We start from the raw sequence: 26433 nt of genomic DNA on the forward strand, positions 1-26433 counted from the left end.
CGATCGACTCGCGTGGGGGTTCGCGGGGCAGACCGGCGCTCGATGATCGAGCGGACGAGGGGTACCGGTGAACGTGTGTGACGGTTGTGGGCGCACCCTTTCGAGCGGGAGTCGCTGTGCCGACTGCGGTGCGGCACGCCACGGCGGGCTGATCCCGCCGGTAGCGGGAGGTCCACTACGCGGCGACGCGCCGCCGGGCTTCGCGTCCGGTGGTCACGTCCGGTCTGCCGCGCCACCCATGCCCTATCCGCGCATTCCGGTGTCGGACCGGGTCCGGGACGGCGTCGCACTGGTGCTCATCCTCGTGTCGCTGGCCCTGCCGTGGGACGGTCATGGCCTGGCTGCCGACCGGATCGACGTGGTGCTGACCTCGATCCTCGCGCTGCTCTGTCTGACCGTGCCGTACATCCTCCGATCCGGGGCGCTGTCCGGGCGGGCCGACCTGTTGCGGGCCTGGCTGCTGCGGGCGTCCTTCGTCCTGCCGTATGTGGCCGTCGTCATCACGACGCTGGTCCTCGACATCGTGATGGGCGAGACCCCGGAGACGCTCGCCTCGGTGGAGGGACTGGTCCTCGGCGTCGACACGGCAGGCGGCTTCGGCTCCGGCCTGGGCATCGGCCTGGCAGGCGTGCTGCTCGCCGCCGCCCCTCGCGTCGCGGAGCTGCCCAGGGTCCCGCGTGGTCTGGACGAGGCCTGGCGGATCGCCTCGGTCGGCGTCGCGACGCTGACCGTCCTGTGCCTGCTGTTGAGCACCGTCCTGGGGCTGATCGACGTGGCGAGCGGCGTGCCGACGACGGCGTTGACCGGCCTCGCGTCGCTGCTGCTGACCATGATCGTGTTCACCGTGCCTCCGTTCGTCGGGCTGGTGATGGGCGATCTCGGCTGGCGGCGCATCGTGTTGTGGCTCGGTGCGGCGGTGACGGCGGTGATGGTGTTCGCCCCGGCCGTCGAGTCGATCTACCGTCCGTTGAGCGGCCTGGTCTTCTGGCCTGCCGCCGCCGCGCTGGCCGCTGCACCAGGGGTGGTCCGCACGATGAACCAGTCGCCGCGCAACGTGCAGCGGGTGGGTGCGGTCGTGCGAGCGCTGGAGCTGATCGCGGTCACCAGCGTGGCCGGTTTCATCTACGGGCTCATCATGTTCCTCAACGTCGCGACGCAGCGCGGCGCACAGGTGATGACCTTGATCCTGGCGGTGGCACTGGTCGTCGGGTCGCTGACCGCCCATGCCGTCCTGCGACGCGATCCTCGACGTGGCAGGCGCACCGCCCTGATCGCCGCGACGGTGTTCCTGCTGTTCGGGCTGGTCGACCTCGTCGTGTGGTCCACCGTCCTCGGCGAGCCTGCCACCGACCCGATGTCGTTCGCGGTGAGCTTCGCACTGCCGTCGGTCGTGATCGCCTCGCTCGTTCCCACCTGGTCGCTACGGTGGCGGCTCGGCACGCTTCCGGCCGCAGGCCCGCCCGTGGCGCCCCATGAGCAGGTCACCCCGGCCGCCGAGGGACCGGCCGCACCGCAGACCGGGCCGATCCAGGTGTTCGGCCGCCCGCTGACGGGCAGCCGGCCTGCGGGTGCGCAGGCTCCCCGACCCCCGTACCTCATCGGTGCCGACGACTCGTCGCCGCAGGGCGTGCCTGCGGAGCTCGTCCGTCACGTCGACGTGGCGTCTCGGCCCGCCTCTGCGGTGTCGAGTCCGACTGGCGGACCGCAGTCGGTGTCCGGCGCTGATCAGGCACTCGGCCCGACGACCGGCCCTTCCGAGGCGTCGCAGGACGCGCCGGTGCGTGCTGAGCAGGCCGAGGACGAGCCGTCTCCGGTCGTCCTGTCCCGGGTAGCACACGCTCAGCCGGAGTCGCCTCGGGTCGAGTCGCCGATTCCTGCCGCGGAGGTGCCGCCTGCCGACTCCGGCTCGCCGGGCGGGGACGCCGGCCCTGGGACGGCGTCCGCCGACCCTGGCTGATGCGGGCTCGCTCGGTCGGGCGAGCCGTCACGCGACCCTCGCCGGGCTGATCGGGAGCGCTGCTCTTCTGTGCGCCGCGCCGCCCGAGCCGAAGTCGGGTCGGGCGGTCTCGGTCCGCGCCGCGTGCGTCGACGCGGACGGCCACCCGTGGCGAGACGGTCGGTGTCAGCTGGTGACGGCGAGGGCGAAGGGCAGGACGGCCGGCACGCCCGCCTGGCGGAGCAGCCTCGCGGTGATCGTCATGGTCCAGCCGGTGTCCACCCGGTCGTCGATCAGCAGCACCGGTCCGTCGATCTCGGCGAGTCTGCTCACCAGCGGCTCCCGCACGGCGAAGGACTCCCACAGCCCGGCGACCCGCTGCGCACTGTTCGCTCGGCGCGGCGCCTCACCGACCACGGCGATCTCGCCGAGGACGGGAAGCCTGCCCAGCGCACCGATGCGCTCGGCGAGGCTGCGGATCAGTCGGGTCCGCGTCCGGGAGCCCACGGCGACGATTCCGACCGGGCGCCGTGCCCAGTCCCAGGCCGCCAGCACCGAGACACAGGCCGTGACGACGTCCGCAGGCACCGGTTGATCGTCACGGGCGTCGGGGGCCAGCAGCTCGCGCAGCCTGCCGCCCCACCCGATGTCGGTGAGCCTGCCCAGCGCTCTTCCCTCCGCCGCCGACTCGCCCGCGTCGATCCGGCCGGTCGCCTCGATTCCCAATGACGCCATTCCGGTGGGCCACTGTCTGCGCGTGCCGATCTCCACACCGGGCCTGCGCAGTCGCTCACCGGCCGCGGCCTGCTCGGCGGCGGACACCTCGTCGGACCAGCGTCGGCCGGTGCAGTTGTCGCACCGCCCGCAGGACGCCGCAGCCGGGTCGTCGAGCTGGGTGCGGAGGAACTCCATCCGGCAGCCGGTCGAGTCGAGGTAGGCGAGCATGGCGTGCTGCTCGGACTGCCTGGCCTGCTCGATCCGCTGATACCGCGTGGCGTCGTAGGTCCACGTCTCCCCGGTGCCCTCCCAGCCGCCGCGCACCCGACGCACCGCGCCGTCGACGTCGAGGACCTTGAGCACGACCTCCAGCCGATTCCTGGACAGTTCGACCCTGGGCTCCAGCGCCGAGGTCGACAACGGTCGGTCCGAGGCGTTCAGCACGGCGAGCACCTGTGTGACGACCGCCTCCGGGGGGAAGGCCAGGGAGGCGAAGTACCGCCAGATCTCGGCGTCCTCCCGACCCGGCAGCAACAGCACGTCCGCGCGGGCCACGCCACGCCCGGCCCGACCGATCTGCTGGTAGTAGGAGATGGGGGAGGCGGGCGCGCCCAGGTGCAGGACGAACCCGAGATCGGACTTGTCGAAGCCCATGCCCAGCGCGGAGGTGGCGATCACCGCCTTGACCCGGTTGGCCAGCAGGTCCGCCTCGATCTGCTCCCGCTCCGCCGGTTCGGTGCGACCGGTGTAGGCGACGACCTCGTGCCCGCGTTCCCGTAGGTAGGCGGCCACTTCGCCCGCGGTGGCGACGGTCAGCGTGTAGACGATGCCCGAGCCGGTGAGCCGCGGCAGGTTCTCGGCGAGCCAGGCGAGCCGGGCCTCGGCGGTCGGCAGCCGCAGCACCCCGAGGTGCAGGCTCTCGCGGTCCAGCGGTCCGCGCAGCACCAGGGTCTGCGCCTCGGCCTGCCCGAGTCCGAGCTGCTCGGTGACGTCGTGAACGACCCGGTCGTTGGCCGTCGCCGTCGTGGCCAGCACCGGAACCCCCTCCGGGAGTTCCGTGAGCAGGGTTCGCAGCCTGCGGTAGTCGGGTCGGAAGTCGTGTCCCCAGTCGGAGACGCAGTGGGCCTCGTCGACCACCAGCAGCCCGGCGCTCTCGGTCAGGGCGGGCAGCACGGTGTCTCGGAAGTCGGGGTTGTTCAGCCGTTCCGGGCTGACCAGCAGCACGTCGACCTCGCCTGCGGCCACCGAGTCCTGCACCGCCTCCCACTCGGTGACGTTGGCCGAGTTGATCGTCGCCGCGTGCACGCCCGCACGGGCCGCCGCCTCCACCTGGTTGCGCATCAGCGCCAGCAGTGGCGAGACGATGATCGTGGGGCCTTCGCCCAGTTCACGGAGCAGCGCCGTCGCCACGAAGTAGACGGCCGACTTGCCCCAGCCGGTCCGTTGCACGACGAGCGCCCGTCGGCGGTCCACCACCAGGGCACTGATCGCGGCCCACTGGTCTTCTCGCAAACGTGCCTGCGGGCCCGCCAACGCGCGCAACCGCTCCTCGGCCAGTTCTCGCAAACCCTGCTCGTCCACGGTGTCAGGCATACCGCAGAGCGCGGCCGGGCCCTCCACCGGGCGTCGAGAAGTCGCTCGATGCCCGTGCCGACGAGGCTCTACGCTGGGCAGATGACCAGCACGACGATGGGTGAGGCAGAGCGGTTCTCCGAGAAGGACGCTGTCGACGCTGCTGCGGCTGCCGCCGAGGACACCACCGCGAACGCCGGTGCCGAGGCCGCCTCCGCCGCAGGGCAGCCGGGGACCAGTCCTGCGGAGGCCCCGCCCGCCTCGCCTGCCGACGCCGATGCGGCCCTTCGTGCCGAGGTCCTCGACGCGGCCCGCCGGGCCAGGGCGGCCGCCGCCGACACGGGGCTTGTGACGAGTGCCGAGAAGGACGCGGCCCTCGTGGCGATGGCGCAGGCCTTGCTGGATCGGACCCCGGAGATCCTCGCCGCGAACGAGGCCGATCGGACGGCCGCCCGCGAGAACGACATGCCCGCGAACCTCGTGGACCGGCTGACCCTGACCGAAGAGCGCGTGGCGGCGGTCGCACAGGGGCTGCGGGACATCGCCGAGCTGCCCGACCCGGTGGGCGAGGTGGTGCGCGGCAGTGTGCTGCCCAACGGGCTGGAGCTGCGTCAGCTGCGGGTTCCGCTCGGCGTGTTGGGCATGGTCTACGAGGGCAGGCCGAACGTGACGGTCGACGCCGCCGGGCTGTCCCTGAAATCGGGCAACGCGGTCCTGCTGCGCGGGTCCTCCTCGGCGGAGCGATCCAACACCGCGCTCGTCGCGATCCTGCGTGACGTGCTGGTCGCCGCCGGGCTGCCTGCGGACGCCGTCCAGCTCCTGCCGTGCCACGACCGGGCCTCCGTCCGCCACCTGATCACCGCGCGGGGCCTGGTCGACCTGGTCATCCCGAGGGGCGGAGCGGGCCTCATCGCCGCAGTGGTCGAGCAGGCCACCGTGCCCACCGTCGAGACCGGGATCGGCAACTGCCACGTCTACGTGGACTCCTCCGCCGAACTCGACCAGGCCGTTCGCATCGTGCTGAACTCCAAGACCCGGCGTCCCAGCGTCTGCAACGCGGCCGAGACACTGCTGGTGCACCGGGCCGTCGCCGAGGACTTCCTGCCGATGATGGGGTCGAAACTGCGTGCTGCCGAGGTCGTGGTGCACGCCGACGAGTCCTCGGCCGCACTGCTCTCGGAGTCGGTGCCCGCCACGGAGGAGGACTGGGACACCGAGTACCTCTCGATGGATCTCGCGGTGAAGGTGGTCGACTCGCTGGACGAGGCGGTCGAGCACATCGCGCGGCACGGGTCGGGTCATACCGAGGCCATCGTCACCAGTGACCTTCGCGCGGCCCGTCGATTCGTCGCCAGGGTCGACGCCGCCGCCGTCGTGGTGAATGCCTCCACCGGGTTCACCGACGGCGCGGAGCTGGGCATGGGAGCCGAGATCGGCATCTCCACGCAGAAGCTGCACGCCAGGGGCCCGATGGGGCTTCCAGAGCTGACGTCGACGAAATGGGTCGTCTGGGGGGACGGGCAGGTCCGACCCAGGTCGTGACGGCCGCCGCCGGGCAGGCGGGCGCGGGGCCTCACGAAAGGGTGTATTGACCCAAGGTAGTCACCTGCTTACTTTCGGTGCTGTCATGTGGTTGGCAGACACCGTGAGTGAGGAAAGCAGCGAGTGACGATCCCCCACGAGGTCAGGTCTTACCCCTTCGAGATGAGTGAACGACTGATGCTCGACCCGCTCTACTCGGAGCTGCGCGCGACCGAGTCCGTGTGCCGAGTGAGCCTGCCCTTCGGCGAGGACGGCTGGTTGGTGACCCGGTTCGAGTACGCGAGGGTGGTGCTGGCCGATCCCCGGTTCAGCCGCGCCGCGTCGGTGGACCGTGACGAGCCGAGGCTCGGCAGGCATCAGCACAACGTCGGCATCACGACGATGGATCCGCCGCACCACACCCGCCTGCGCGGTCTGGCGGCCAAGGCGCTCACCGCCAGGCGGGTGGAGGAGTTGCGCCTGAAGACACGGGAGACGGCGCAGCGGCTCGTCGAGGATCTGGTGCGACACGATCCGCCGGTCGATCTGGTCGAGCACTTCGCCCTGCCGTTCCCGATCGCCGTGATCTGCGAGTTGATGGGCGTGCCGCCGGAGGACCGGGGTCGGCTGCGGTCCTGGGCCGAGGTGATCCTGTCCACGACAGGGGCGTCCCCCGAGGAGGTCGGGCGGCAGCGGCTCGCCATGCACGACTATCTGACCGAGCTGGTCGCGCGTCGTCGTCGCGAGCCGACCGACGACCTGCTCGGCGCGATGGTGCTGGCCAGGGACGGGGAGGACCGACTCACCGACGACGAGATGGTGCTGCTGGCTGGCGCCATCCTCACCGCAGGCCATGAGACGATCGCCACTCAGATCCCCAATTTCGTCTACGTGCTGCTCACGACGCCCAGGCTGATCGATCGAGTGCGTGCCGCCCCGGATCTCCTCGAATCCACGGTGGAGGAGCTGATGCGATCCGTACCGTTGACCACCGTCCTCGCCGCACGCTACGCACTGGAGGACGTCCGCCTCGGCGATGTCGTGATCCGCGCGGGCGATCCCGTCGTGGTGTCGCTGGCCTCGGCGAACATGGACGAGGAGGTCTTCTGCGGGGCGAGTGAGATCGATCCTGGCCGTAAGCACAACCCTCATCTGGGATTCGGGCACGGGAGTCATCACTGCATCGGTGCGCAGTTGGCGAGAATGGAGCTTCAGGTCGCGTTGGAGACGTTGCTCCGGAGGCTTCCGGGACTGCGACTCGGCGTCGAGGAGGATGCTCTCGAATGGAAGAGCGGGATGCTGGTCCGGGGGCTTCGCAGCCTGCCGGTCGGTTGGTAGGGAGGATCACGTCATGGGTCGCTGGAAGATCGACGTCAATCAGGGTGCGTGCGTCGGTTCGGGGATGTGCACGGGCACCGCGCCGGACCACTTCCGGCTCGACGGTGCTGCGGCCAGTGCCGTCGCCGAGGAGATCGACGCCCACGACGAGGTGATCGACGCGGCGGAGAGCTGCCCCGTCGAGGCGATCCTCGTGCGTGAGGCGGTGGGCGGGAAGGTCCTCGCACCGACGGACTGAGTCTCGGGTCGGCCGCCGCCTGTCAGACCGACGGGTAAGCTGCCCGCTCGTGGCCGAAACGACGGCGGTGAGCTCGGCAGCACGTCCTGCGCGTCGACGCGTCGGTGTGATGGGCGGCACCTTCGACCCGATCCACCACGGTCACCTCGTGGTCGCCAGCGAGGTGCAGGCTCGTTTCGAGCTGGACGAGGTGGTGTTCGTTCCCACCGGCAGGCCGTGGCAGAAGGACGACCAGACGATCAGCGCCGCCGAGGACCGCTATCTGATGACGGTCATCGCGACCGCCTCGAATCCTCGTTTCTCGGTCAGCCGCGTCGACATCGATCGCAGCGGCCCGACCTTCACCGTGGACACGCTCAAGGACCTCCAGCGAGCCCTCCCGGACGCCGATCTCTTCTTCATCACCGGTGCCGACGCCCTGGAGCAGATCCTGTCGTGGCGTCGGGTCGAGGAGCTGTTCGCCCTCGCTCACTTCGTCGGCGTCACCAGACCCGGCTACCAGCTGGTGGACCACCACCTGCCTGCGGGCTCGGTCACCCTGATCGAGGTTCCCGCGATGGCGATCTCCTCCACCGACTGCCGCACACGGGTGGCCGGGGGGATGCCGGTCTGGTACCTGGTGCCCGACGGAGTCGTCCAGTACATCTCCAAACGGAGCCTGTACCAGGGCTGAGACCGCCGTCGCGCGTCGTGGACGGCCGGGCCGTGTCGTCCGTGTTTCTCGGCGCGTCGACGTGCCGTGCCGCACCGGTACGCTCAGGCATTCGAGCGGGCGACGAGTGTGCCCGCCACGGAGGGAGAACTGTGGTTGCGACCGACGAGGCGCGGGAGACGGCGCTCGTCGCCGCCCGTGCGGCGGCGGACAAGAAGGCCCACGAGATCGTGGTGCTGGACGTGTCCGATCAGCTTGTCATCACCGATTGTTTCGTGATCGCCTCGGCCCCCAACGAGCGCCAGGTGTCGGCCATCGTCGACGGCATCGAGGAGAAGCTGCGGGCCGTAGGCGTCAAGCCGGTGCGCCGGGAGGGCGCCCGCGAGGGACGCTGGGTGCTGCTGGACTTCATCGACGTCGTCGTGCACGTCCAGCACGCCGAGGAACGTGCCTTCTACGGGCTGGAGCGGTTGTGGAAGGACTGTCCTCGGGTGCCGTTCGACGGCGGTGATCCGGGTGACACGGCCGGCTCGGGGGCTCAGGACGCCGATGCGGCGGCCAGCGTCGGGGACGACCAGGCGTGAGCCTGTCGCGACTAGTGCTCTGGCGGCACGGCGAGACGGACCACAACGCCACGGGCAGGCTGCAGGGACAGCTCGACACGCACCTCACCGAGAAGGGGCGTGCCCAGGCGCGGCGGGCGGCGCCCGCCCTGGTCCGTTTCGAGCCGGGCGTCGTGGTGACCTCCGATCTGCGGCGCGCCTCGGACACGGCTGCGGCGTTCCACGCCATCACCGGGATCGACACTCGGGTCGACACCCGGCTGCGGGAGACGCACATCGGTGACTGGGAGGGCCTGAGCGGCATCGAGGTCGAGGAGGGCTGGCCCGGCGGTCTGACGCGGTGGCGGGAGGACCCGCAGTGGGGCCCACCCGGCGGCGAGAGCCGGGTTCAGGTTGCGGAACGGTCGGAAGCGGTGGTCGCCGAGCTCGACGCGGAACGCACGGGGACCGCGATGCTGTGTGCGCACGGCGGGCTGATCGTCGCGCTCACCGGCAGGCTGCTCGGCCTGAGTCCGGCGCAGTGGCCGCAGCTCATCGGCATCGGCAACTGCCACTGGACGGTGTTGGAACGGCGGGCGGACGACGGTCTGCGGTGGCGACTGCGTCAGTACAACGCAGGCGTCGTCGAGTGAGTCCGGTGGACTCGGCGAGGGGAACGCTGCTGGTGCTGGGCGACTCCCTCACTTTCCACGGTCCCCGAGGCCCGCACCCGGCCGACGAGCCGGGGTTGTGGCCCAACGTCGCCTCGGCGCGGCTGGGAACGCGCGCCGAACTGGTCGCGGGCCTCGGCTGGACGGCACGGGATGCCTGGTGGGCGTTGACCCGTGACCCGAGGTGTTGGGCCGCGCTGCCGCATGCGCGGGCGGTGGTCCTGGCGGTGGGCAGTATGGACACGCTGCCCTCTCCGCTGCCGACCGTGCTGCGGGAGGGCATGCGCTATCTGCGTCCCGACGGTCTGCGACGTCGCGTCCGCGCGGGTTATCGCCGTCTGCAGCCGGGACTGGCCAGGATGCTCGGCGGGAGGCCGGTGGCGCTGCCGCCCAGGCTGACGGTCCGCTACCTGGAGGACTGCCGAGCCGCGGTCACAGCCCTCCGCCCGGACGTCACCGTGATCGGGATGCTTCCCTCGGTGCATCGGGCCGCCGAGTACGCCGGGGTCCACACCGGTCACGCCCCGGCCGTCGCTGCGGTTCGGACCTGGGGCTCGCGTACCGACACTCCGCTGCTCGACCTGCCCGCGCTGGTGACGGCGCACCTCGCCGCGGGTCTGGGCAATCCCGACGGGATGCACTGGGGCTGGCAGGCCCATCAGGACGTCGGCGTCGCCGTGGCGGAACTGCTGCTCGCGGGCGCTGCCTGCGACTCTGCCGACGGGCCCGCCGCGGAGCAGGCCGCCGACGAGGCGACCGGTGTCGATCCGGATCATGACGACCGGCAGATGCCTGCCACTCGGGTCACCAGGTAAACCGTGACCGTGGCCGTGGTGACCGACTCCACCGCCTACCTTCCGGAGGGGTTCGCGGAGCGGAGGCGTGTGCGGGTGGTGCCCCTGCACGTGCTGGTGGACGGGCGGTCGCTGCGGGACGGCGTCGACATGGGCGCAGCGGAACTGGCCGACGACCTGCGGGCGCACCGTCAGGTCACGACCTCCCGCGCGACCCCGGTCGAGTTCGCCGCCGTCTATCGCGAGCTGCTGCGCGACGGTGCGGAGGAGATCGTCTCGGTGCATCTGTCCTCGGATCTCTCCGGCACCTGGGACGCCGCCTGGTTCGCGGCCGAGGAGATCGGCTCCGATCGGGTCCATGTGATCGACTCCCGCTCCACCGGGATGGGACTCGGCTTCGCGGTCCTGGTGGCGGCCGACGCCGCGGGCGCGGGCGCGACGGGCGACGAGGTGGCGCGGGTCGCCGGGCAGACGGCCGCCCGCACCAGGACGTTCTTCTGCCTGGACACCCTCGAGTACCTGCGGCGTGGTGGTCGCATCGGCACGGCGGCGGCGTTCCTTGGCACGGCGTTGGCGGTGCGGCCCCTGCTGCACGTCGACGACGGGCGCATCGTGCCGCTGGAGAAGGTTCGCACCTCGGCGCGGGCGCTGACCAGGCTGGTCGACCACGTCGCCGAGGCGGCCGGTTCGGGGGAGACCGGTGTCGCCGTGCATCATCTCGACGCGCCGGAGCGCGCCGTGGAGCTGGCCGCGAGGATCGAGGAGCGGGTGCCCGGCTGCCGCGCCTGCCTGATCTCGGAGCTCGGCGCGGTGGTGGGCGCGCACACCGGCCCCGGCGTGCTCGGGGCCGTCGTGCTTCCCGGCGGACCCGACGGTGCAAGCTGACCCCGACCCACCGACGTTACGCCCCACGTCCGTCGCCTCGTCCTTTTCGCGTGTCGCTCCCGGCGAGTTGTCCACAGCGCTCCAGCCATCCACATCTTGATCTTGCAACCCCGCCCCGCCACCGCATCCTGCATACGGTGCCGTCATGGCTGTTTCGACGACGGCACGCAGGCCGACCTGCGCCGACCCACGACGACGGCTCGACGTCATCGTCACGGGGGACGACTGCGCGAACACTCCGGCCGTCGGCGGGAGTGCTCCCGCGCGAGGTCCCACCGGACCCGGCGCCGTAGGACGTCGTCCGGTCTCCGACGCCCCACTGGTCGCGGCGGGCGGCGGCAGACACCGCAGCGACCCCGGTCCGACCCGCATGGGACGGGCCGGGCCGCCTGCCGCGCCACGGCGGCTGGGCAGACTCGTTCGACGCTGGGTCCCGGCAGGCATCGGATCGGCCAGGCTGGACCCGGGCCGATCCGGCGCGCTCGCGGTGGGTGGTGTCGCCGTGATCGCCGTGGCCGTCGTCCTGATCGGGCTGCTCTGGCGGCCCGCTCCGACGGAGGAGCGGCTTCCCGCGCTGCCTCTCGCGGCGTCCGGTGTGTCGGCCGCGGACGGATCACCGGGGCAGTCGGCGGTGGTGTCGACGAGCGCCACGCCTGCGCCTGCGGCGGAGCTCGTGGTCAGCGTGGTCGGGCGGGTCCACGTCCCGGGCCTGGTCACCCTGACTGCTCCTGCTCGGGTGGCTGATGCGGTCGCGGCGGCGGGTGGTGCGCACCCCGATGCCGATCTCGACACGGTGAATCTCGCTCGAGCCTTGGCGGACGGCGAGCAGATCCACGTCGACGCGCCTGCTCCGCCGGGGGCCGAGGTCGATGGTGGGGTGATCGGCGGCGGGGTGGGCGGTGGAGCCGCTCAGGCATCGGCGGGGTCCGCACCGATCGATCTGAACACCGCGTCCGCCGCCCAGCTCGACGCGCTTCCCGGCGTCGGTCCGGTCACCGCGCAGGCGATCGTCGACTGGCGGGCCGCTCACGGCCGTTTCACCTCGGTCGAGGATCTGCGGGAGGTCGACGGGATCGGTCCGACGCGCTATGAACGGCTGAAAGACCTGGTGACGTCATGATGAGGCCGACGGCACGACGGGATCTCCGGCTGGTGCCCTCCGCCCTGTCAGTGTGGGCGGTGACCCTGGTCGGCATCCACGCGGGCCACCTCGCCGCAGCGTGCTTCGGCGCCCTGGCCTGTCTGGTGATGCTCGGATGCGGTCTCTGTGCCCGTCACGGGGTGCGGGTCGCACGACGCATGACGGCGGGCGTGCTGGCGGCGGGCCTGCTGACTGCTGCGGCGGCCGTCGGGGTAGGAGTCCGGGAACGCCATGCGAGTGCCCACCCGCTGCGGGAGGCCGCGGAACGAGGCGACGAGGCGCGGGTGCGGATGCAGCTCACCGACGACCCGGCTCGACTGATGACGGCGGGCTACGCGGGCGATCCAGGTGATGGGCGGCTGCTGGTTCGTGCCCGGCTGGCCGCGATGGAGCTCGACGGACAGCGTCGCGACACGCGTGGGCGACTGATCGTTCTCGCGGACGACCCCGGCTGGTCGGCGCTGCTGCCGGGCCAACAGGTGACCGCCGAGGGAGCGTTGCTGCCGCCTCGTCCCGGTGATCTGACGGTGGCGGTGCTTCGGGTACGCGGCCCGCCGCTCGACATCGGGCCGGTCTCGTGGTGGCAGAGCGCCGCAGACACGGTGCGCGGCGGTCTGCGCACGGCGGCGGAGGTGCTGCACCCTGATCCGGCGGGTCTGCTGCCCGCCTTGGTCGTCGGTGACACCGGGGGACAGTCTCCGCAGGTGGAGGAGGAGTTCCAAGCGGCAGGCCTGACTCACCTGACGGCAGTGTCCGGGGCGAACCTCGCGATCCTGTGCGGGGCGGTGCTGCTGCTCTGCCGGGCGGTGAGTCTGGGGCCGGTCCCGTCCACAGTGGCCGCAGCCGTGGCGCTGGTCGGTTTCGTCATCCTGGCTCGACCGGAGCCGAGCGTGCTTCGGGCGGCGGCGATGGGCTCGGTGACCCTGCTTGCGTTGGTGTTGGGCAGGCGGCGTTGCGCGCTGCCCGCGCTGGCAGGCACGGTGATCGCCTTGCTGTTGGTGTTGCCTGAACTGTCGACGCATCCGGGTTTCGCCTTGTCGGTGGCGGCGACAGCCGGCCTGGTGCTGTTGGCGCCCGGTTGGGCCGGGGCGTTGCGGGATCGGGGAGTGCCGATCGGTGTCGCCGAGGCCCTTGCGGTCGCGGTGGCGGCGCAGGTCGCGACGGCGCCGTTGATCGCGGGGCTGTCCGGTGAGGTGAGTCTGATCTCGATCCTGGCGAACCTCCTGGCCGCTCCCGTGGTCGCGCCCGCGACGCTGCTCGGGGTGTTGGCGGCGCTGGTCTCGCCGTTTCATCTGGGCACCGCCGAGCTGCTCGTGTATCTGGCGGGGCCGGAGGTGTGGTGGCTGATCCTGGTCGGGAGGCACGCCGCTGCCGTCCCGGCAGCCCGGATCGACTGGCCTTCAGGCGTGACGGGCGGGGTGCTGCTCACGGTGCTGGCGCTGATCCTGGTGCTGATCGTGCGCTTCCGGCGGGTCCGTGTCCTCCTGGTGGCGATGCTGTTGGTGACGGTCCTGTTCCTGTTGCCTGCCAGGCTTGTCTCGCCGGGCTGGCCGCCGAAGGACTGGGCGGTGGTGGCGTGTGACGTCGCGCAGGGCGACGCGGTCGTGCTGGCCACCGGAGAGCCGGGTCGCGTGGTCCTGGTGGACGTCGGACCGGACACCGGGGCGGTGCACGCCTGCCTCCGCGATCTGGGGGTGCGGTCGATCGCCTTGATCGTCCTGAGCCATCTTCACGCCGATCACGTCGGGGGACTCACCTCTGCGTTGACCGGCCGGGAGGTCGGGGCGATCGCTCTCGGCCCGGTACGCGTTCCCGACTGGGCGCACACCAGGGTCCGGGAATCAGCGGCAGCGGCCGACGTACCGGTGGTCGAGCTGCAGGCCGGGCGTCGACTGGCGTGGAGCGATCTCCTCCTGGAGGTGCTGGGGCCGGTGGACCCCTCATCGAGGGTCGACGCGGAATCGGGAACGGAGGTGAACGACAACTCGCTGGTGCTTCGGGCGACCACGCCGGCGGGCCGGGTGCTGTTGACCGGCGACATCGAACTCGCCGGACAGTCCGAGCTGTTGCGGTCGGGGGCAGATGTCGGCGCTGAGATCCTCAAGGTGCCGCACCACGGTTCGCGCTACACCTCACCGAGGTTTCTCGCGGCGGTCCGGCCCCGGACAGCTCTGATCAGCGTGGGAGGTGACAACCGTTACGGGCATCCGAGCGCCACGGTGGTCGAGGAGCTGTCGGCTCTAGGGGCCGTGGTGTTGCGCACCGATCGCGGCGGTGACGTGGCCGTGGTGGTTCGAGACGGTGACCAGGCCGTCGTCAGGAGAGCGGTGGAGAGCACTCCGTAGCTTGTGCCCGGCTCGGGCCGGACCCGGCAGCGTGCATCCTCTGCAGGCTGCTCCGAGGCAGTCTGCCCTGCCCACCTGCGTGAGAGAAGGGACGCCGCGTCGCTCGGCGGGTGGCTGGAAGGCAGGCGCCGCCGGAGAACAGGACGACAACGACTGGGCCTGCCCTGACGTCGTGGGCACCGACTCGGGTCGTCCCCGGACATGACGTGGCGCCGCCGGCGGGCGCCGGGCTTCGGGTACTGACACTCGACGGGCCGTACATCGGATGGCCGCCCATGCCGAGTTGGGCGGTCCCGCCATCCGGCGGGTGCCGATGCCACGGCAGAACCTGCCACCCGGCGGGCGCGCCGGGTGAGTCTTGCCTGCCGACGCGGCAGGCGGGTGGAACGAACCGCCACGGCGCAGAACCAACGGGAAGGGCGGAGGTGGAGGCGGGCGGGTGGGAAGGGGGAGGGGGAGGGAGGGAGACAACCCCGGCGGTCTCGGTCTCGGCCGCCGCCGCATTTCCGTGCGGCACGAGGCCGGTCGATGTGAGCCTGCATCTCAGCGCGGCGCCGGAGTCGGCCACGTCATGGACGGGCGATGCCGCCTGCCGCGCGCCGTTGCCAGCCGGCGCTACCCGGTGCTGGGGTACCGCTGTCCGGTTCACCTGACCGGGTCGTCGATCACGTCCGATGCCGCTGGGCCGGGGGTGTGACGGCTTGGCGTCGCCGCATACGTGGCTGCCACTCACCGAGTGGGCGTTGCCGCCGCACACACGGGCGCCGCAGATGCAGACGCCGCTCACACAGACGCGGTTTCTCGTCCCGGGCCGTCATTCGGCAGCCGACGTCCATCGCCGCGCCACGGAGAGACGCGGCGACCGACGGCAGCCGCCTGCCCCGGCGTAGCGGGGCGGCGCCGGTAGTTCAGCGGCGCCTGATGGAGCTGAACTGCGGTCCTGCTCCGGACCGGACCGAGCGACCGCGCCCGCGAATCCCGATCGCAGCGGAGACGGAGGACCGGTATTCGCCGCCGACTTCGCCTGTGGCGTCGACCCGGCACGTATTCCATGACTGCGCCCGGCCGATTCGTCCCGCCGAATCCGCCCTGGCCGAATGCGCCCGGCCCCACGTGCAGGGTCTGCTCGCCAAGCCCAGAGAGGACCGACTGGACGGCACCGCCTTAGACGCACCGCGCCGAACTGCCGTGAGGTGCCCCGACTGAAGACACTCCAGCCGGAGGACTTCGGCGGAACGGCGGGAACAGGCCTCGCCGTTAGCGCGCCGTCGGAGGGGAGACGACTGTCTGCACTCCGACGGCGCGACTGTCCGGCTTCGGCACAGGCTTCCGGTCGTCAGTACCCGAGTGCCTCGTGCACTGCCTTCGAGGAGGGCGGCACCGTGGCCTTGGGACCGACATGGTCCTGAATGGCATCGAGCGTCTTGAGCCCGTCGCCGGTGATCAGCAGTACGGTCTCGGCCTCCGGATCAAGCTTGCCCGCCTCGATGAGCTTCTTCGTCGTGGCCACGGTGACCCCGCCTGCGGTCTCGGTGAAGATCCCCTCGGTCCGGGCCAACAGGCGGATGCCCGCCACCACCTCGTCGTCGCTGACGTCCTCGATCGCTCCGCCCGTCCGCCGTACGGCGTCCAGCACGTAGGGCCCGTCGGCGGGCGCGCCGATCGCCAGCGAGCGAGCGATCGTGTCCGGACGCACCGGTTGCACCACGTCGCTGCCCGCTCGGAACGCGGCCGACACCGGCGAGCAGCCGGTCGCCTGGGCACCGAAGACGCGGTAGGGCGTGGGCTCCACCAATCCGAGCGTCCCCAGCTCCTGGAAGCCCTTGTCGACCTTCGTGAGCTGGGCCCCGGAGGCGATCGGCACGACGATCTGTTCTGGCAGCCGCCAGCCGAGTTGTTCGGCGACCTCGAAGGCGAGTGTCTTCGAGCCCTCGGCGTAATAGGGCCGCACGTTGACGTTGACGAACGCCCAGTCCTCGTGTTCGGCGGCCAGCTCGGTGGCGAGTCGATTCACGTCGTCGTAGTTGCCGTCCACGGCGATGAGCGCGCCGTCGTAGACGGCGGTCGTCAGCACTTTCGCCCGCTCCAGGGAGGAGGGGATCAGCACGATGGACCGCCAGCCCGCCCTGGCCGCCGCGGCGGCGACGGCGTTGGCGAGATTGCCGGTGGAGGGGCAGGCCAAGACCTGGAAGCCCAATTCACGGGCGGCGGCCAGTGCCACGGCGACCACGCGGTCCTTGAACGAATGGGTGGGGTTGCCGGTGTCGTCCTTGACCCACAGGTTCTTCAACCCCAGTTCGGCGGCGAGGCGATCGGCGCGAACCAGTCGGGTGAGGCCTGGCTGGGTGTTGGCGTGGTCGTCGACGTCGGCGGGCACCGGGAGAAGCCCGCGATACCGCCAGATCGATCGAGGCCCGGCCTCGATGTCCTCCCGGCGAATCCTGCCGAACTCGTAGGCCACCTCCAGCGGCCCGAAACACTCGGCGCAGGCGAACTCGGCGGCCAGCGGAGTTCGATTCCCGCATTCCCGACAGGACAGGGCGGCGGCGGGACCAAGGTCCAGCGTGGCGTTCGTGGGCGTGCGCAGGGTCGTCGTCATCGCGAGGCCTCTCCTCATCTTTCCCGCAGCGCGGGCCGGAATTGGCACCGTGATCGTCGAATGCCGCTGGACGCGGCCGGGCTGTCGACGCCGGTTGCCGGGGTTTCGCAGGGCCGGACCCTCTACCCCTCTGGATGAAGTGTTCAGTTGTGTCACCAACCCTAGGGCATCGAAACGGGTCGAAACCACCCTCTGTCCGAGGTGTGGGACCGCCGAGCCTCGGAGGTGCCCTGGGGGACGTCGAGCCGGGCCGACGAGCGGGCGGTCCGACTGACCAGGTGCAATCCCGGCTGCCGACCAGGGCAGACCCGAGCGGCGAGCACAGCGCGGCGCCGACGTCGGACATGCCACGTCCGTACCTCGGCTGTACTGCGACGAGGTCCTTCCCGACCCCGGAGGACCGCGCCGCCCCGCCGGGGTCTGCGGACCCGCTCCGACACCGAGGTCGCGGCTGGCCGGTCGCCGGCTGCCGGACTCGACTCCACGGAGGTCGGTCGGGGACCCGTGCCAGGATGAGCGGGTGAACACGCGAGTCGCCCCACCTGCTCCGGTTCAGCTCGTCCTCGGTGAGGAGGAGCTGCTCGTCGAGCGTGCGGTGCGGGCGGCGTCGGAGGCGGCGCGACAGGTCGACCCGATGACCGAGACGGTGCGGGTCAAGGCCGGCGAACTGACCCTCCCCCGGTTCACCGAGCTGGTGAGCCCGTCGCTGTTCGGGGAAGGGCGGGTCGTCGTCGTGGACGCCGCGCAGGATGCCGGACAGGAACTCGCAGAAGCGCTCGTCTCCTATCGGCCGCAGCCCGACGACGGGATCGTGCTGGTCGTGGTCCATTCCGGCGGTGGTCGGGCCAAACTCGCGAAGCAGCTTCCCGCCACCCTCCGCAAGGCGGGCGCGGACGTCCGGGAGTGCGGGAAGATCACCAGAGCCGCTGAGCGGGAGAACTTCGTTCGCAACGAGGTTCGCCAGGTGGGCGGACGGATCGATCCCGGCGGGGTCACCGCCTTGGTCGAGACGGTGGGGTCGGACCTGCGAGAACTCGCCGCCGCCGCCACTCAGCTCGTCGCCGACACCGAGGGGCCGATCGACGAGGCGACGGTGCGCCGCTACCACCGGGGCCGGGCCGAGGTGACCGGGTTCGCGGTCGCGGAGAAGGCCGTGACCGGCGATCGAGCCGGTGCGCTCGAAGCGCTGCGGTGGGCACTCCAGCTCGGCGTGCCCGCCGTACTCGTCGCCGACGCCCTGGCCGACGCCGTGCGCAGCATCGCGTTGGTGCGCGGGGCGCGCAACGGCGACCCGTTCCAGCTCGCGGGGGAGTTGGGCATGCCGCCGTGGAAGATCAAGAAGGTGCGTACCCAGGTTCGCGGTTGGGAGGAGGCCGGACTCGCCGAGGCGATGCACCTGGTCGCCCGACTCAACGGCGAGGTCAAGGGGCAGGCGGCCGACGCGAGTTACGCATTGGAACGCGCGGTCTTCGGCATCATCGACGCCCGCGCCCGGCACTGACTCCGCGCCCTCGGCGACGGGCGGGTGGTCGAAGCTCGTCCGCAACGGTCTCGGCAGCCGCCTGAGCCCACAGCCGGGCCTCACTGCCGACGTTCAGCGCACCGCACTCCCGCGACGGTGCCGACACGGCCAGCGATGACACCTGTCATGGCTGTGACCAGGCCGGACGCAGAAAGGACGCCTCGGGCAACCCGAGACGTCCTTCCGATGGTGCTGAAACCTGCCCCGCGTCTTTCCGGTGCCGTGGCGGCGACTCGTTCACAGCGCCGTCGGGAACCGGAGGTCTTTGCGGGCCGAAGCCCTTCCGGGACGGCTCAGAGCTGGTTCGCGCGCTGCGCGATCGCCGACTTCTTGTTCGCGGCCTGGTTGGCGTGGATGACGCCCTTGCTCGCGGCCTTGTCCAGCTTGCGGCAGGCCTCACGGCTCAACTCGACGGCCTTGGCCTTGTCACCGGCGTCGGCGGCCTCGCGGAACTTGCGGATCGCGGTCTTGACCGAGGACTTCACCGACTTGTTCCGCAGCCGGGCCTTCTCGTTGGTCTTGATCCGCTTGACCTGTGACTTGATGTTCGCCACGCGACAACCCCTCGGTCTCGATGTGTGTTCTGTCGTGCCGCGTTCGTCGTGGCGCTGCCGGGATGACCCGTGAGCGACGAGGCTCGACGGTCGCTGGCAGCCTTCCTCCATAGCGGAATGCCACACGGCACGACGGCGAAGTCTAACAGCCCCGGATCAGCGCTTTTGCCGCGCGCCGACCTGCGAGAACGCTGTGACGATTCTCGCGCCGCGAGGCCCCTCCCACGATGGTCGTGCTCCGTAGGCTCGACGGGTGTTCAACCCGCTCGATTGGCCTGGCTTCGCCGACGTGTCGATGGCCGCACTGCTGTTCCTGTGCGCCGCCGCGTTCGCTGCGGGCGCGGTCGATGCGATCGTCGGCGGTGGCGGGCTGATTCAGCTGCCCGCCCTGCTGCTGATCATGCCGGGTGGAGACACCTTGTTGAGCCTGGCGACGAGCAAGGTCGCCGCCTTCGCAGGCACGGCGTCTGCGGTTCCCACTTATGCGCGGCGGACTCGCATCGACTGGTGGACCGCCGTGCCGATGGCGTCGATCGCGTTCGGCGGAGCGGTCGGCGGTGCCGCGTTCGCGAATCTGCTGCCGGGGCAGGTGTTGAACGGGGTCGTGCTCTTCGCGCTGGTCGCCGTCGGGATCTACACCTGGCGCAAGCCCTCGCTCGGGTCCGTCGAGACGCCGCGCTTCGGACGGCGTGTGCAGATCCTGCTCGCCGGACTCGGCGGCATGACGATCGGCTTCTGGGATGGGCTCGCCGGGCCGGGCACCGGGTCCTTCCTGGTATTCCTGCTGGTGGGGCTGCTGGGCTTCGCGTTCTTACACGCCTCGGCGACGGCCAAGCTGGTCAACACCGCCACCAATCTGGGGGCGCTCTGCTATTTCATCCCGGCAGGCAAGGTCCTGTGGGGGCTCGGGCTGGTGATGGCGGTGTGCAACATCGCAGGCAGCGTCTCGGGAGCGTTGCTCGCGACCAGCCGAGGTTCGACCTTCGTGCGCAAGGTCTTCCTGTCGGTGGTCGCCGCGATGGCCCTGACGCTCGGCGCTCGGCTGTTCTTCGGTACCTGACTCCCTCGCCTTGTTCGTCGCCCGCTCGCATAGGTCCGGTATCGGTTCCCGCCGGAAGGTCGACAAGCGGTGCCCATGGCCAGAAGATGGCCGCGTGCAGTCTCGGCCAGACACGTCCTATACCCCGCGTCCGGTTCGTTTCCTCGGCATCGAGGAGGCAGGTGGGTGGCGGATCAAGTGCTACGGCATAGCCGAGGGCTCGCGATATCCGAGGGCCGAGTTGGTCGATGCGGGTGTCGCGCGCGCGGTCGAGGTCCTCGCGTCGGTCCGAGGCGATCAGGGCGCGCACGGTGTCGCCTACCTGATGGCCCATGACTCACGGGACCAGTGCGTGGTGTCGGTGGACTGGTGGATGCGTTCTCATGAACTGTGGCAGCGGTCGTTCCGCTCGTCGGTGGAGCGGCCGGAGGAGTTCTCCGAGATCCGTGAGGTGCTGGTGGCGCAGGTGTGGGAGTTGGCCGTGATCGGATACGAGCGCGCGGCGTGGATGCGACACGTGCTGGCGAACCGCAGCGGCCCCGATTTCGGTGCCTATCTCGACGACGCCTTCGAAGGGCTCGTCTGAGCCCTGTGGCCTTTCACGTGAGCGGCGTGGGGGAGAGGGAGACCGGAACCTGACTCCGAGCGTGCGCGGCCTGCCTGACCCGCCGCCCCGCCGCTTCCGCGACGTCGGCTCCCGTCTCGCTCTCCCCGCGTCGCCCCTGCCCCATCCGCAACGCACGTACCTCTGACCAGCCCGATCGGCCGGGGTCGGAATAGACCGCTCCGGGTCAGCCGTGCCTGGCCGATCGGCGCTCGGCGACGGCGGCGGCGAGCCCGTGCAGCGTCGACTCGGTCGTCTCCCAGTCCATGCAGGCGTCGGTGATGCTCTGGCCGTACTCGAGTTCCCTGCCGGGGGCCAGATCCTGGCGGCCCGCCACCAGGAAGCTCTCCAGCATCACGCCGACGACGCCGTGCTCGCCCGCCGCGAGCCGCCCGGCCACCTCGGCAGCCACGACAGGCTGCCTGCGGTGGTCCTTCCCGCTGTTGCCGTGGCTGGCGTCGATGACGGTCCGTTCGGGCAGCCCGGCGGCACGGAGCAGGGCCGTTGTCGAGGCGACGGACTCCGCATCGTGGTTGGGGCCCGCGGTGCTGCCCCGCAGCACCACATGGCAGTCGGGGTTGCCGGTGGTGCGGAGGATGGCGGCCAGCCCGCCGTCGGTGATGCCGGTGAAGACATGGCTTGATCCGGCGGCGGCGATGGCGTCGACCGCGACCTGGACGTCTCCGTCGGTGGCGTTCTTGATGCCGATGGGCATCGACAGCCCGCTGGAGAGCTGGCGGTGCACCTGGCTCTGTGCGGTCCGTGCCCCGATAGATCCCCAGCTGACGGCGTCGGCGATGTACTGCGGCGTGATCGGGTCCAGGAACTCGCAGCCCACGGGCAGGCCGAGCTCGAGGATGTCCAGCAGGAGCCGACGGGCCAGGCGCAGCCCCTTGTTGACCTGGAAGCTGCCGTCCAGGTCGGGATCGTTGATCAGACCCTTCCACCCCAGGGTGGTGCGGGGCTTCTCGAAGTAGACCCGCATGACGATGCGCAGGTCGTCGCGAACCGTCTCCGCCAGCGCCGCGAGCCGACGCGCGTAGGCCAGGGCCGCTGCGGGATCGTGCACCGAGCACGGCCCGACGACGACGAGGAGACGGTCGTCGCGGCCCGTGAGGACGTTGATCACCTCGTCGCGGCCGTCGGTGACCACCTGCGCGGCCTGGTCGCTCAGCGGCAGTTCGTCGCGCAGCAGCGCGGGAGAGACCAGCGGTCGGATCTCGGCGATGTGTCGATCTCGAATGAGATCCGAGGTGGAGGGAAGCGTGCTGGTCATGATCGACGCCTTTCCGCAGACCGCACCCCTTGCGACATCAGAGCCGGCCTGCCGTCAGTGGGCAGTGCACGCGAGAACAGGGCGGAAGATCCCTGTTCGCCGGCTCTGGATGGGGTTGTGGTCAGCGCGTGGTCTCGCCGCCCGGCCCATCCAGGGCCGGCTCGGTAAACCACCAATAGCGCTGCACGGCGGCGATGCTACCGGACGTGCAGGACCGAGTTTGCGTGCCGGGTCGATCCACTCATCGGAGCGTCGTCGTTCCTGGTCACGGCGGGTGGGCAGCCGTGGGGGCGAGCGCGGTGTGCGCCGCGCACGTCGTGGAACGGCTGACGGTCTGCCCGAGGTGCCGTCGACGAGAGGGAGCCCGGCGGCCTGGGTGCCGCCGGGCTCACTTCTCCGGCTCTCCTTCGGGAGCAGCCTGCGGAGGTGTCTCGGTCTGTTTCTTGGGCGGCCTGCCGCGTCGGGCGGGTTTCCCTGCGTCCTTGGGCAGTCGGCCGGCCGTGGTCAACGACCGGCGGAGGAGAAACTCGATCTGCGCGTTGGCACTGCGCAGATCGTCGTTCGCCCACCGCACCAGCGCGTCGTGCACCGCCGGATCCAGACGGAGTAGGAAGCTCTTGCGGTCCGCCACGGCGTCAGTGGTACAGCGAGCCCGCGTTGACCACCGGCTGGGTGGACCGGTCGCCGCACAGGACTACGAGGAGATTGCTGACCATGGCTGCCTTCCGTTCCTCGTCGAGTTCGACGACGCCCTGTTCGGCGATCTTGTCCAATGCCATCTCCACCATGCCCACCGCGCCTTCGACGATACGAGTCCGTGCCGCCACCACCGCGCCCGCCTGCTGACGCTGCAGCATGGCCTGGGCGATCTCGGGAGCGTAGGCGAGGTGGGTGAGGCGCGATTCGATCACTCGCACGCCTGCCGACTCGACGCGCACGCCGATCTCGGTCGACAGCTGCTCGGTGATGTCCTCGGCATTCTCCCGCAACGACGTGCTCTTCGGGTCGTCGCTGTCATAGGGGTAGCTCGTCGCGATGTGTCGAACGGCGGTCTCGGTCTGGGTCTGGACGAAGCGAACGAAGCTGTCGACCTCGAACATCGCCCGCGCCGAGTCCTCCACATGCCAGACCACCACGGCGGCGATCTCGATGGGGCTGCCGTCTGCGTCGTTGACCTTGAGGACGGTCGTCTCGTGGTTGCGGATTCGGGTCGACACCTTGGTGCGGGTGGTGAGCGGATTGACCCAGCGCAGGCCGTCGTCGCGGACGGTGCCGGTGTAGCGGCCGAGGAACTGGATCACGCGCGCCTCGCGCGGCTGCACCATGATCAGGCCCGCGAGGACGATGATTCCGATGAGCAGGATTCCGACTGCGAGTCCGATGAGCAGGCCGCTCTGGTCGTTGATCCCCATGATCCCCACGGTGACGCCTGCGGCGAGCAGGATGAGACCGAGGCATGCCATGAGGCCGCCCGGCAGCACGAAGGCGCGTTGTTCGCGAACCGACGGGGCGGGCATGGCCACCTGATCGATTGCCGAGGTCGTGTTGGTCATCGTGTTCTCCTGTTGTCCTTGACTGCCCCGACTATAGCAAACTGATATCAGATTTCTACGGGGGTGGACGGACGCTCGTCTACAGCGCTGGTCGTGTCTACCCGATCATGCGACGCTGGGAGGCTCAGCGCCGGCAGGTGCAGGCTCGGACGCGGGTGCATCCGAGCGGGCGGAAGACGAGAGGGGCAGGCGATGGAGGTCTTGAGCGGTCGGATCCTCGTGCGGCCGGTGGACCGTGCTCGTACCGTCGCCTTCTATCGCGACACCCTCGGTCTTGCGATTCACCGCGAGTTCGCGGTGGGCACCGTGTTCTTCCTGGGCACCGGCCTGCTGGAAGTCTCCGGCGAAGGGGGCGGGGGTGCGAGCCCCGATCAGTCGTTGTGGCTCCAGGTCCGAGACCTGGCGGCGACGTTGGACGAACTGCGGCAGGGCGGCTTGGAGATCAAGCGGGATGCCCGCCGTGAACCCTGGGGCCTCGACGAGGCCTGGATCGAGGACCCGGACGGGATGCGGATCGTCCTGGTCGAGATTCCGCCAGACCATCCGTTGCGGCGGGACGCCCGGACGCCCGAGTAGGCCGTAGGGCAGCAGGCTCCGAGGCCTCCCTACGCCTTCTCCGGCGGTCGGGACGTCCGGCGCGATGTGAGACCGCTGCGGCCGTCGAGCAGTCCTGCGGCTCAGTCGATCGTCAACGTCGAGGCTCCCGTCGACCAGCCGTCGGCCAGGCTCGTGATCGCGATCACCGTGTAGTCGCCCCGTGCCAGCGGTTCTCCGGTGTGAATCCACTTCCGTTCGCGCAGTTCGGGGCGCTCCCACTCCTCGGCCGCATCCTCGCCTTGTTCATGGTCGAGCTTGGCCTGTTCCACGAGATGCCGCGGCGGATGGGAGCTGAGCGGCTCCAGCGGTGCCAGCCTTCCGTCGCCGTCCACGAGCAGGACGATGCCGCTCCCGTCGTCGTCCGGGTGGACGACGACGGGAGCGGACCCCGCATGCAGGATCTCGGCGGGGGTACCGGCCTGCCTGCTCGGATCCACGGTGCCGGGATCGCCCGTGGCGCGGTCGTGGACGACCGCCGTGACCCACGGCCCGCCGGGAAGCGTGCCCAACACCAGCCATGCGGTCTCCGCGTCGTAACTCATGGCGTGATCCGACACGACGATCCAGCGCGCGGCCGGGTCGGTCAGCGCCGTCCACCTCGCCTGCTCGTCCGCAGCAGGCGCCTGCGCGTCGGGGCTCAGCAACTCGCGCACCGCCGCCGAGTCGTCCTCGGCGAGCGCCTGGGCGAACCGCTGCACGGTCGGGATCACCTCGCTGTCGTCGGGCGGGAGCGCGCAGCCGCAGGCCTGCGGGCCGGAGCCGAACAACCCGCAGGAGGCCGTCAGCAGCACGGCCGTCAGCACGCTGCCGAGCCTGAGGTGGCGACGGTGGCGAGCCGAGAGAGGAGGATGCCGTCGGTCGCTGTTCATGTCTGATCAGATGCCGCGGTCTCTGTGGTCGTTCCCGGCCCACGATGCCGGATCGCACCCCGGCCGGATTGCATAACGAACGGATAACCACCGCATTCGGAGCAACCGGCGGTCTCCCGGGGTCCGTCCTAGAGGCATGAGACGCCTGATGAATGCAGTGAGTGCGGGCGTCCTGCTTCTGGCAGTCTCCGCGTGCGCCGATACTGGAGACGATGTCGGATACGGCGGGACGCCCTCGGCCGAGCAAGCCGAGACGACCGAGTCCAACAGCCGGGACATGTCCTCGCCCGAGATCCCACCGATCGAGGAGGCGCCCGCCGACGCTGCACCGGTCGCGACCGAGCGGGTGGACAGTTCCGCGCTTCCGGACGACTACCCGGTGGAGGTGTGGACCAGCGAGGACGGCACCGTGGTCGGTGCCAACGGCCAGGAGGGCGGCTGCACCGTCGTCAGCGCCGAACTGGCGGAGGAGACCGCAGAGTCGGTCACCATCGCCCTCGTCGAGACCGGCCCCGGCGAAGAGGCGGTGTGCACCATGGACATCCGCATCCGTCCGGTGAGCGTCGAGCTCGCCGAGCCCATCGGCGAGCGCACGGTGATCCTCGAGGCGAGCTGAGCGATCGGCTCCGATGACCAACTGACCAGCCCCCCAGCAGGTGCCCGGTCCCGCGAACGCGGGGCCGGGCACTGTGCTGTGCGGCGGCGAGTGCCGAACTCGCCGCCGTTCTGCTGCCGGAACCGGTTCCGCAGGACCCCCGGCGCCGCATCAGCGGCGCCGGGCACTGTCGTCGTCGGCCTCGGCGAGCGGGCGCTGGCCTGGGGAGGAGATCGACCGCTGAGCCAGGGTGAAGTCCTCCGTGACGGCGTTTGCGCGCGGGGCGTCTCGCCGAACGGAGGCGGGCCGAGTCGCCTGTTCGTCCAGGCGAGCCCCCGATGCCTGTCTGACGGGTCGGCTGCGGCAGACGGGGGAGCCACTCGGCGAAGCGGTGGCCGCCTGCCACCGGCTCCAGATGACCTCGGCCGTCCCGGCAGGCTCGCACGCGGGCATCGACCACGGCCGTCACCGAGACGGCTCCGGACGGCGCCCACGTCACAGGAGATCCCGCAGCACCGTGCTGCTGGTCCGCTCCTGGCGGTCTCCGCCCTGTCGCCGCGACCGGTCAGCTGCGCCCGCGGTAGGGCTGGGTTGCCCTGTGCACGAGGCGAGGCCGCCTCCGGGCCGCTCGGAGCTTGTCAGCGCCTATTGCCGCGGGCTGGTGCGAGCCCACCGCCGAAGCGAACCCGGCGCGGATCGCTGTGCCCGGTGCCGGTGGCATCAGCTGCTCCGGCACGCCGACGCACAGCGCACATGGCTGGTGCCCGGCAAGTCGCGGCGGAGAGGCAGGCCCTGGACTACGGGCACCTCCTAGCGCCGTGTACCAGCGTGGCGCACCGGCATTGCCTGGCGCGTCCCCTGGATTCGGTGCGG

At 70.8% G+C, this 26433-nt stretch carries 23 protein-coding genes and 1 riboswitch; of the genes, 16 read left to right on the forward strand and 7 right to left on the reverse strand.

The genetic code is table 11. From position 1 onward, the window contains the following. Positions 1-238: 238 nt before the first annotated feature. A complete protein-coding gene (locus tag UA75_RS08280) occupies positions 239-1957 on the forward strand; it encodes a hypothetical protein (protein WP_075739753.1) in 1719 nt (572 codons plus the stop codon). Between the two features lie 165 nt (positions 1958-2122). On the opposite strand, the gene UA75_RS08285 is transcribed toward UA75_RS08280, so the two are convergent. Beyond that, positions 2123-4234 carry a RecQ family ATP-dependent DNA helicase gene (locus tag UA75_RS08285; RefSeq protein ID WP_075743551.1) on the reverse strand — a complete coding sequence of 704 codons (2112 nt, stop codon included), beginning with the start codon at positions 4232-4234 and terminating at the stop codon, positions 2123-2125. A 93-nt stretch (positions 4235-4327) separates the two neighbouring features. On the opposite strand from UA75_RS08285, the gene UA75_RS08290 reads away from it, so the two are divergent. From UA75_RS08290 to UA75_RS08335, 10 genes are all read left to right on the forward strand, one after another. After that, a complete protein-coding gene (locus UA75_RS08290; RefSeq protein WP_232237675.1) occupies positions 4328-5767 on the forward strand; it encodes a glutamate-5-semialdehyde dehydrogenase in 1440 nt (479 codons plus the stop codon). 162 nt (positions 5768-5929) lie between these two features. After that, positions 5930-7084, forward strand: a complete 1155-nt coding sequence (locus UA75_RS08295) for a cytochrome P450 (protein WP_198042966.1) — start codon at positions 5930-5932, stop codon at positions 7082-7084. Between the two features lie 13 nt (positions 7085-7097). Continuing rightward, the gene (locus tag UA75_RS08300; protein WP_075739754.1) at positions 7098-7322 is read left to right on the forward strand and encodes a ferredoxin; all 225 of its coding nucleotides are present in this window, start codon (positions 7098-7100) and stop codon (positions 7320-7322) included. 49 nt (positions 7323-7371) lie between these two features. Next, positions 7372-7995, forward strand: coding sequence for a nicotinate-nucleotide adenylyltransferase (nadD, locus tag UA75_RS08305; protein WP_257787503.1), 624 nt, complete (start codon positions 7372-7374; stop codon positions 7993-7995). A 131-nt stretch (positions 7996-8126) separates the two neighbouring features. Then, on the forward strand, positions 8127-8558 hold the full coding sequence (gene rsfS, locus UA75_RS08310; RefSeq protein ID WP_075739755.1) for a ribosome silencing factor: 432 nt from the start codon (positions 8127-8129) through the stop codon (positions 8556-8558). After that, complete coding sequence (locus tag UA75_RS08315; RefSeq protein ID WP_075739756.1) at positions 8555-9169, forward strand: histidine phosphatase family protein; 615 nt, start codon at positions 8555-8557, stop codon at positions 9167-9169. The genes rsfS and UA75_RS08315 overlap by 4 nt, the downstream gene beginning before the upstream one ends. 5 nt (positions 9170-9174) lie before the next feature. After that, positions 9175-10002 (forward strand): diglucosylglycerate octanoyltransferase, encoded by an 828-nt coding sequence (gene octT, locus UA75_RS08320; RefSeq protein WP_083683960.1) that lies wholly within the window; start codon positions 9175-9177, stop codon positions 10000-10002. Positions 10003-10005: 3 nt separating this feature from the next. Continuing rightward, positions 10006-10866: a DegV family protein gene (locus UA75_RS08325; RefSeq protein ID WP_075739758.1), complete on the forward strand. Its 861-nt coding sequence runs from the start codon at positions 10006-10008 to the stop codon at positions 10864-10866. Positions 10867-11011: 145 nt separating this feature from the next. Then, positions 11012-11986, forward strand: coding sequence for a ComEA family DNA-binding protein (locus UA75_RS08330; RefSeq protein ID WP_083683023.1), 975 nt, complete (start codon positions 11012-11014; stop codon positions 11984-11986). Then, the gene (locus UA75_RS08335; RefSeq protein ID WP_075739759.1) at positions 11983-14352 is read left to right on the forward strand and encodes a ComEC/Rec2 family competence protein; all 2370 of its coding nucleotides are present in this window, start codon (positions 11983-11985) and stop codon (positions 14350-14352) included. Before UA75_RS08330 ends, UA75_RS08335 begins: the two co-directional genes overlap by 4 nt. Before the next feature lie 1336 nt (positions 14353-15688). Here UA75_RS08335 and thrC read toward each other — a convergent pair. After that, positions 15689-16951, reverse strand: a complete 1263-nt coding sequence (gene thrC, locus UA75_RS08340; protein ID WP_075739760.1) for a threonine synthase — start codon at positions 16949-16951, stop codon at positions 15689-15691. An 11-nt stretch (positions 16952-16962) separates the two neighbouring features. After that, positions 16963-17092, reverse strand: a riboswitch (SAM riboswitch). 379 nt (positions 17093-17471) lie between these two features. Here thrC and holA point away from each other — a divergent pair. Beyond that, positions 17472-18452, forward strand: coding sequence for a DNA polymerase III subunit delta (gene holA / locus UA75_RS08345; protein WP_075739761.1), 981 nt, complete (start codon positions 17472-17474; stop codon positions 18450-18452). 314 nt (positions 18453-18766) lie between these two features. Here holA and rpsT read toward each other — a convergent pair whose 3' ends face one another. Then, positions 18767-19027, reverse strand: a complete 261-nt coding sequence (gene rpsT / locus UA75_RS08350) for a 30S ribosomal protein S20 (RefSeq protein WP_075739762.1) — start codon at positions 19025-19027, stop codon at positions 18767-18769. A 253-nt stretch (positions 19028-19280) separates the two neighbouring features. On the opposite strand from rpsT, the gene UA75_RS08355 reads away from it, so the two are divergent. Continuing rightward, on the forward strand, positions 19281-20087 hold the full coding sequence (locus UA75_RS08355; protein ID WP_232251178.1) for a sulfite exporter TauE/SafE family protein: 807 nt from the start codon (positions 19281-19283) through the stop codon (positions 20085-20087). 94 nt (positions 20088-20181) lie between these two features. Continuing rightward, the gene (locus UA75_RS08360) at positions 20182-20652 is read left to right on the forward strand and encodes a hypothetical protein (RefSeq protein ID WP_075739763.1); all 471 of its coding nucleotides are present in this window, start codon (positions 20182-20184) and stop codon (positions 20650-20652) included. Between the two features lie 205 nt (positions 20653-20857). Here the strand turns inward: UA75_RS08360 and UA75_RS08365 are convergent, their stop codons facing one another. From UA75_RS08365 to UA75_RS08375, 3 genes are all read right to left on the reverse strand, one after another. Continuing rightward, a complete protein-coding gene (locus tag UA75_RS08365; protein WP_075739764.1) occupies positions 20858-21946 on the reverse strand; it encodes a 3-deoxy-7-phosphoheptulonate synthase in 1089 nt (362 codons plus the stop codon). A gap of 388 nt (positions 21947-22334) precedes the next feature. Then, a complete protein-coding gene (locus UA75_RS08370) occupies positions 22335-22577 on the reverse strand; it encodes a hypothetical protein (RefSeq protein WP_075739765.1) in 243 nt (80 codons plus the stop codon). A 4-nt stretch (positions 22578-22581) separates the two neighbouring features. After that, the gene (locus UA75_RS08375; RefSeq protein ID WP_075739766.1) at positions 22582-23499 is read right to left on the reverse strand and encodes an SPFH domain-containing protein; all 918 of its coding nucleotides are present in this window, start codon (positions 23497-23499) and stop codon (positions 22582-22584) included. 192 nt (positions 23500-23691) lie between these two features. Between UA75_RS08375 and UA75_RS08380 the strand changes: the two genes are divergently transcribed. Beyond that, positions 23692-24075: a VOC family protein gene (locus UA75_RS08380; protein WP_075739767.1), complete on the forward strand. Its 384-nt coding sequence runs from the start codon at positions 23692-23694 to the stop codon at positions 24073-24075. Between the two features lie 101 nt (positions 24076-24176). On the opposite strand, the gene UA75_RS08385 is transcribed toward UA75_RS08380, so the two are convergent. Next, on the reverse strand, positions 24177-24899 hold the full coding sequence (locus UA75_RS08385) for a hypothetical protein (RefSeq protein WP_157434062.1): 723 nt from the start codon (positions 24897-24899) through the stop codon (positions 24177-24179). Between the two features lie 214 nt (positions 24900-25113). Between UA75_RS08385 and UA75_RS08390 the strand changes: the two genes are divergently transcribed. Continuing rightward, positions 25114-25581, forward strand: a complete 468-nt coding sequence (locus UA75_RS08390) for a hypothetical protein (protein WP_232237677.1) — start codon at positions 25114-25116, stop codon at positions 25579-25581. The last annotated feature ends 852 nt before the right edge of the window (positions 25582-26433 follow it).

Origin of the sequence: Actinoalloteichus sp. GBA129-24, from assembly GCF_001941645.1 — a bacterium.
GTDB lineage: Bacteria > Actinomycetota > Actinomycetes > Mycobacteriales > Pseudonocardiaceae > Actinoalloteichus_A > Actinoalloteichus_A fjordicus.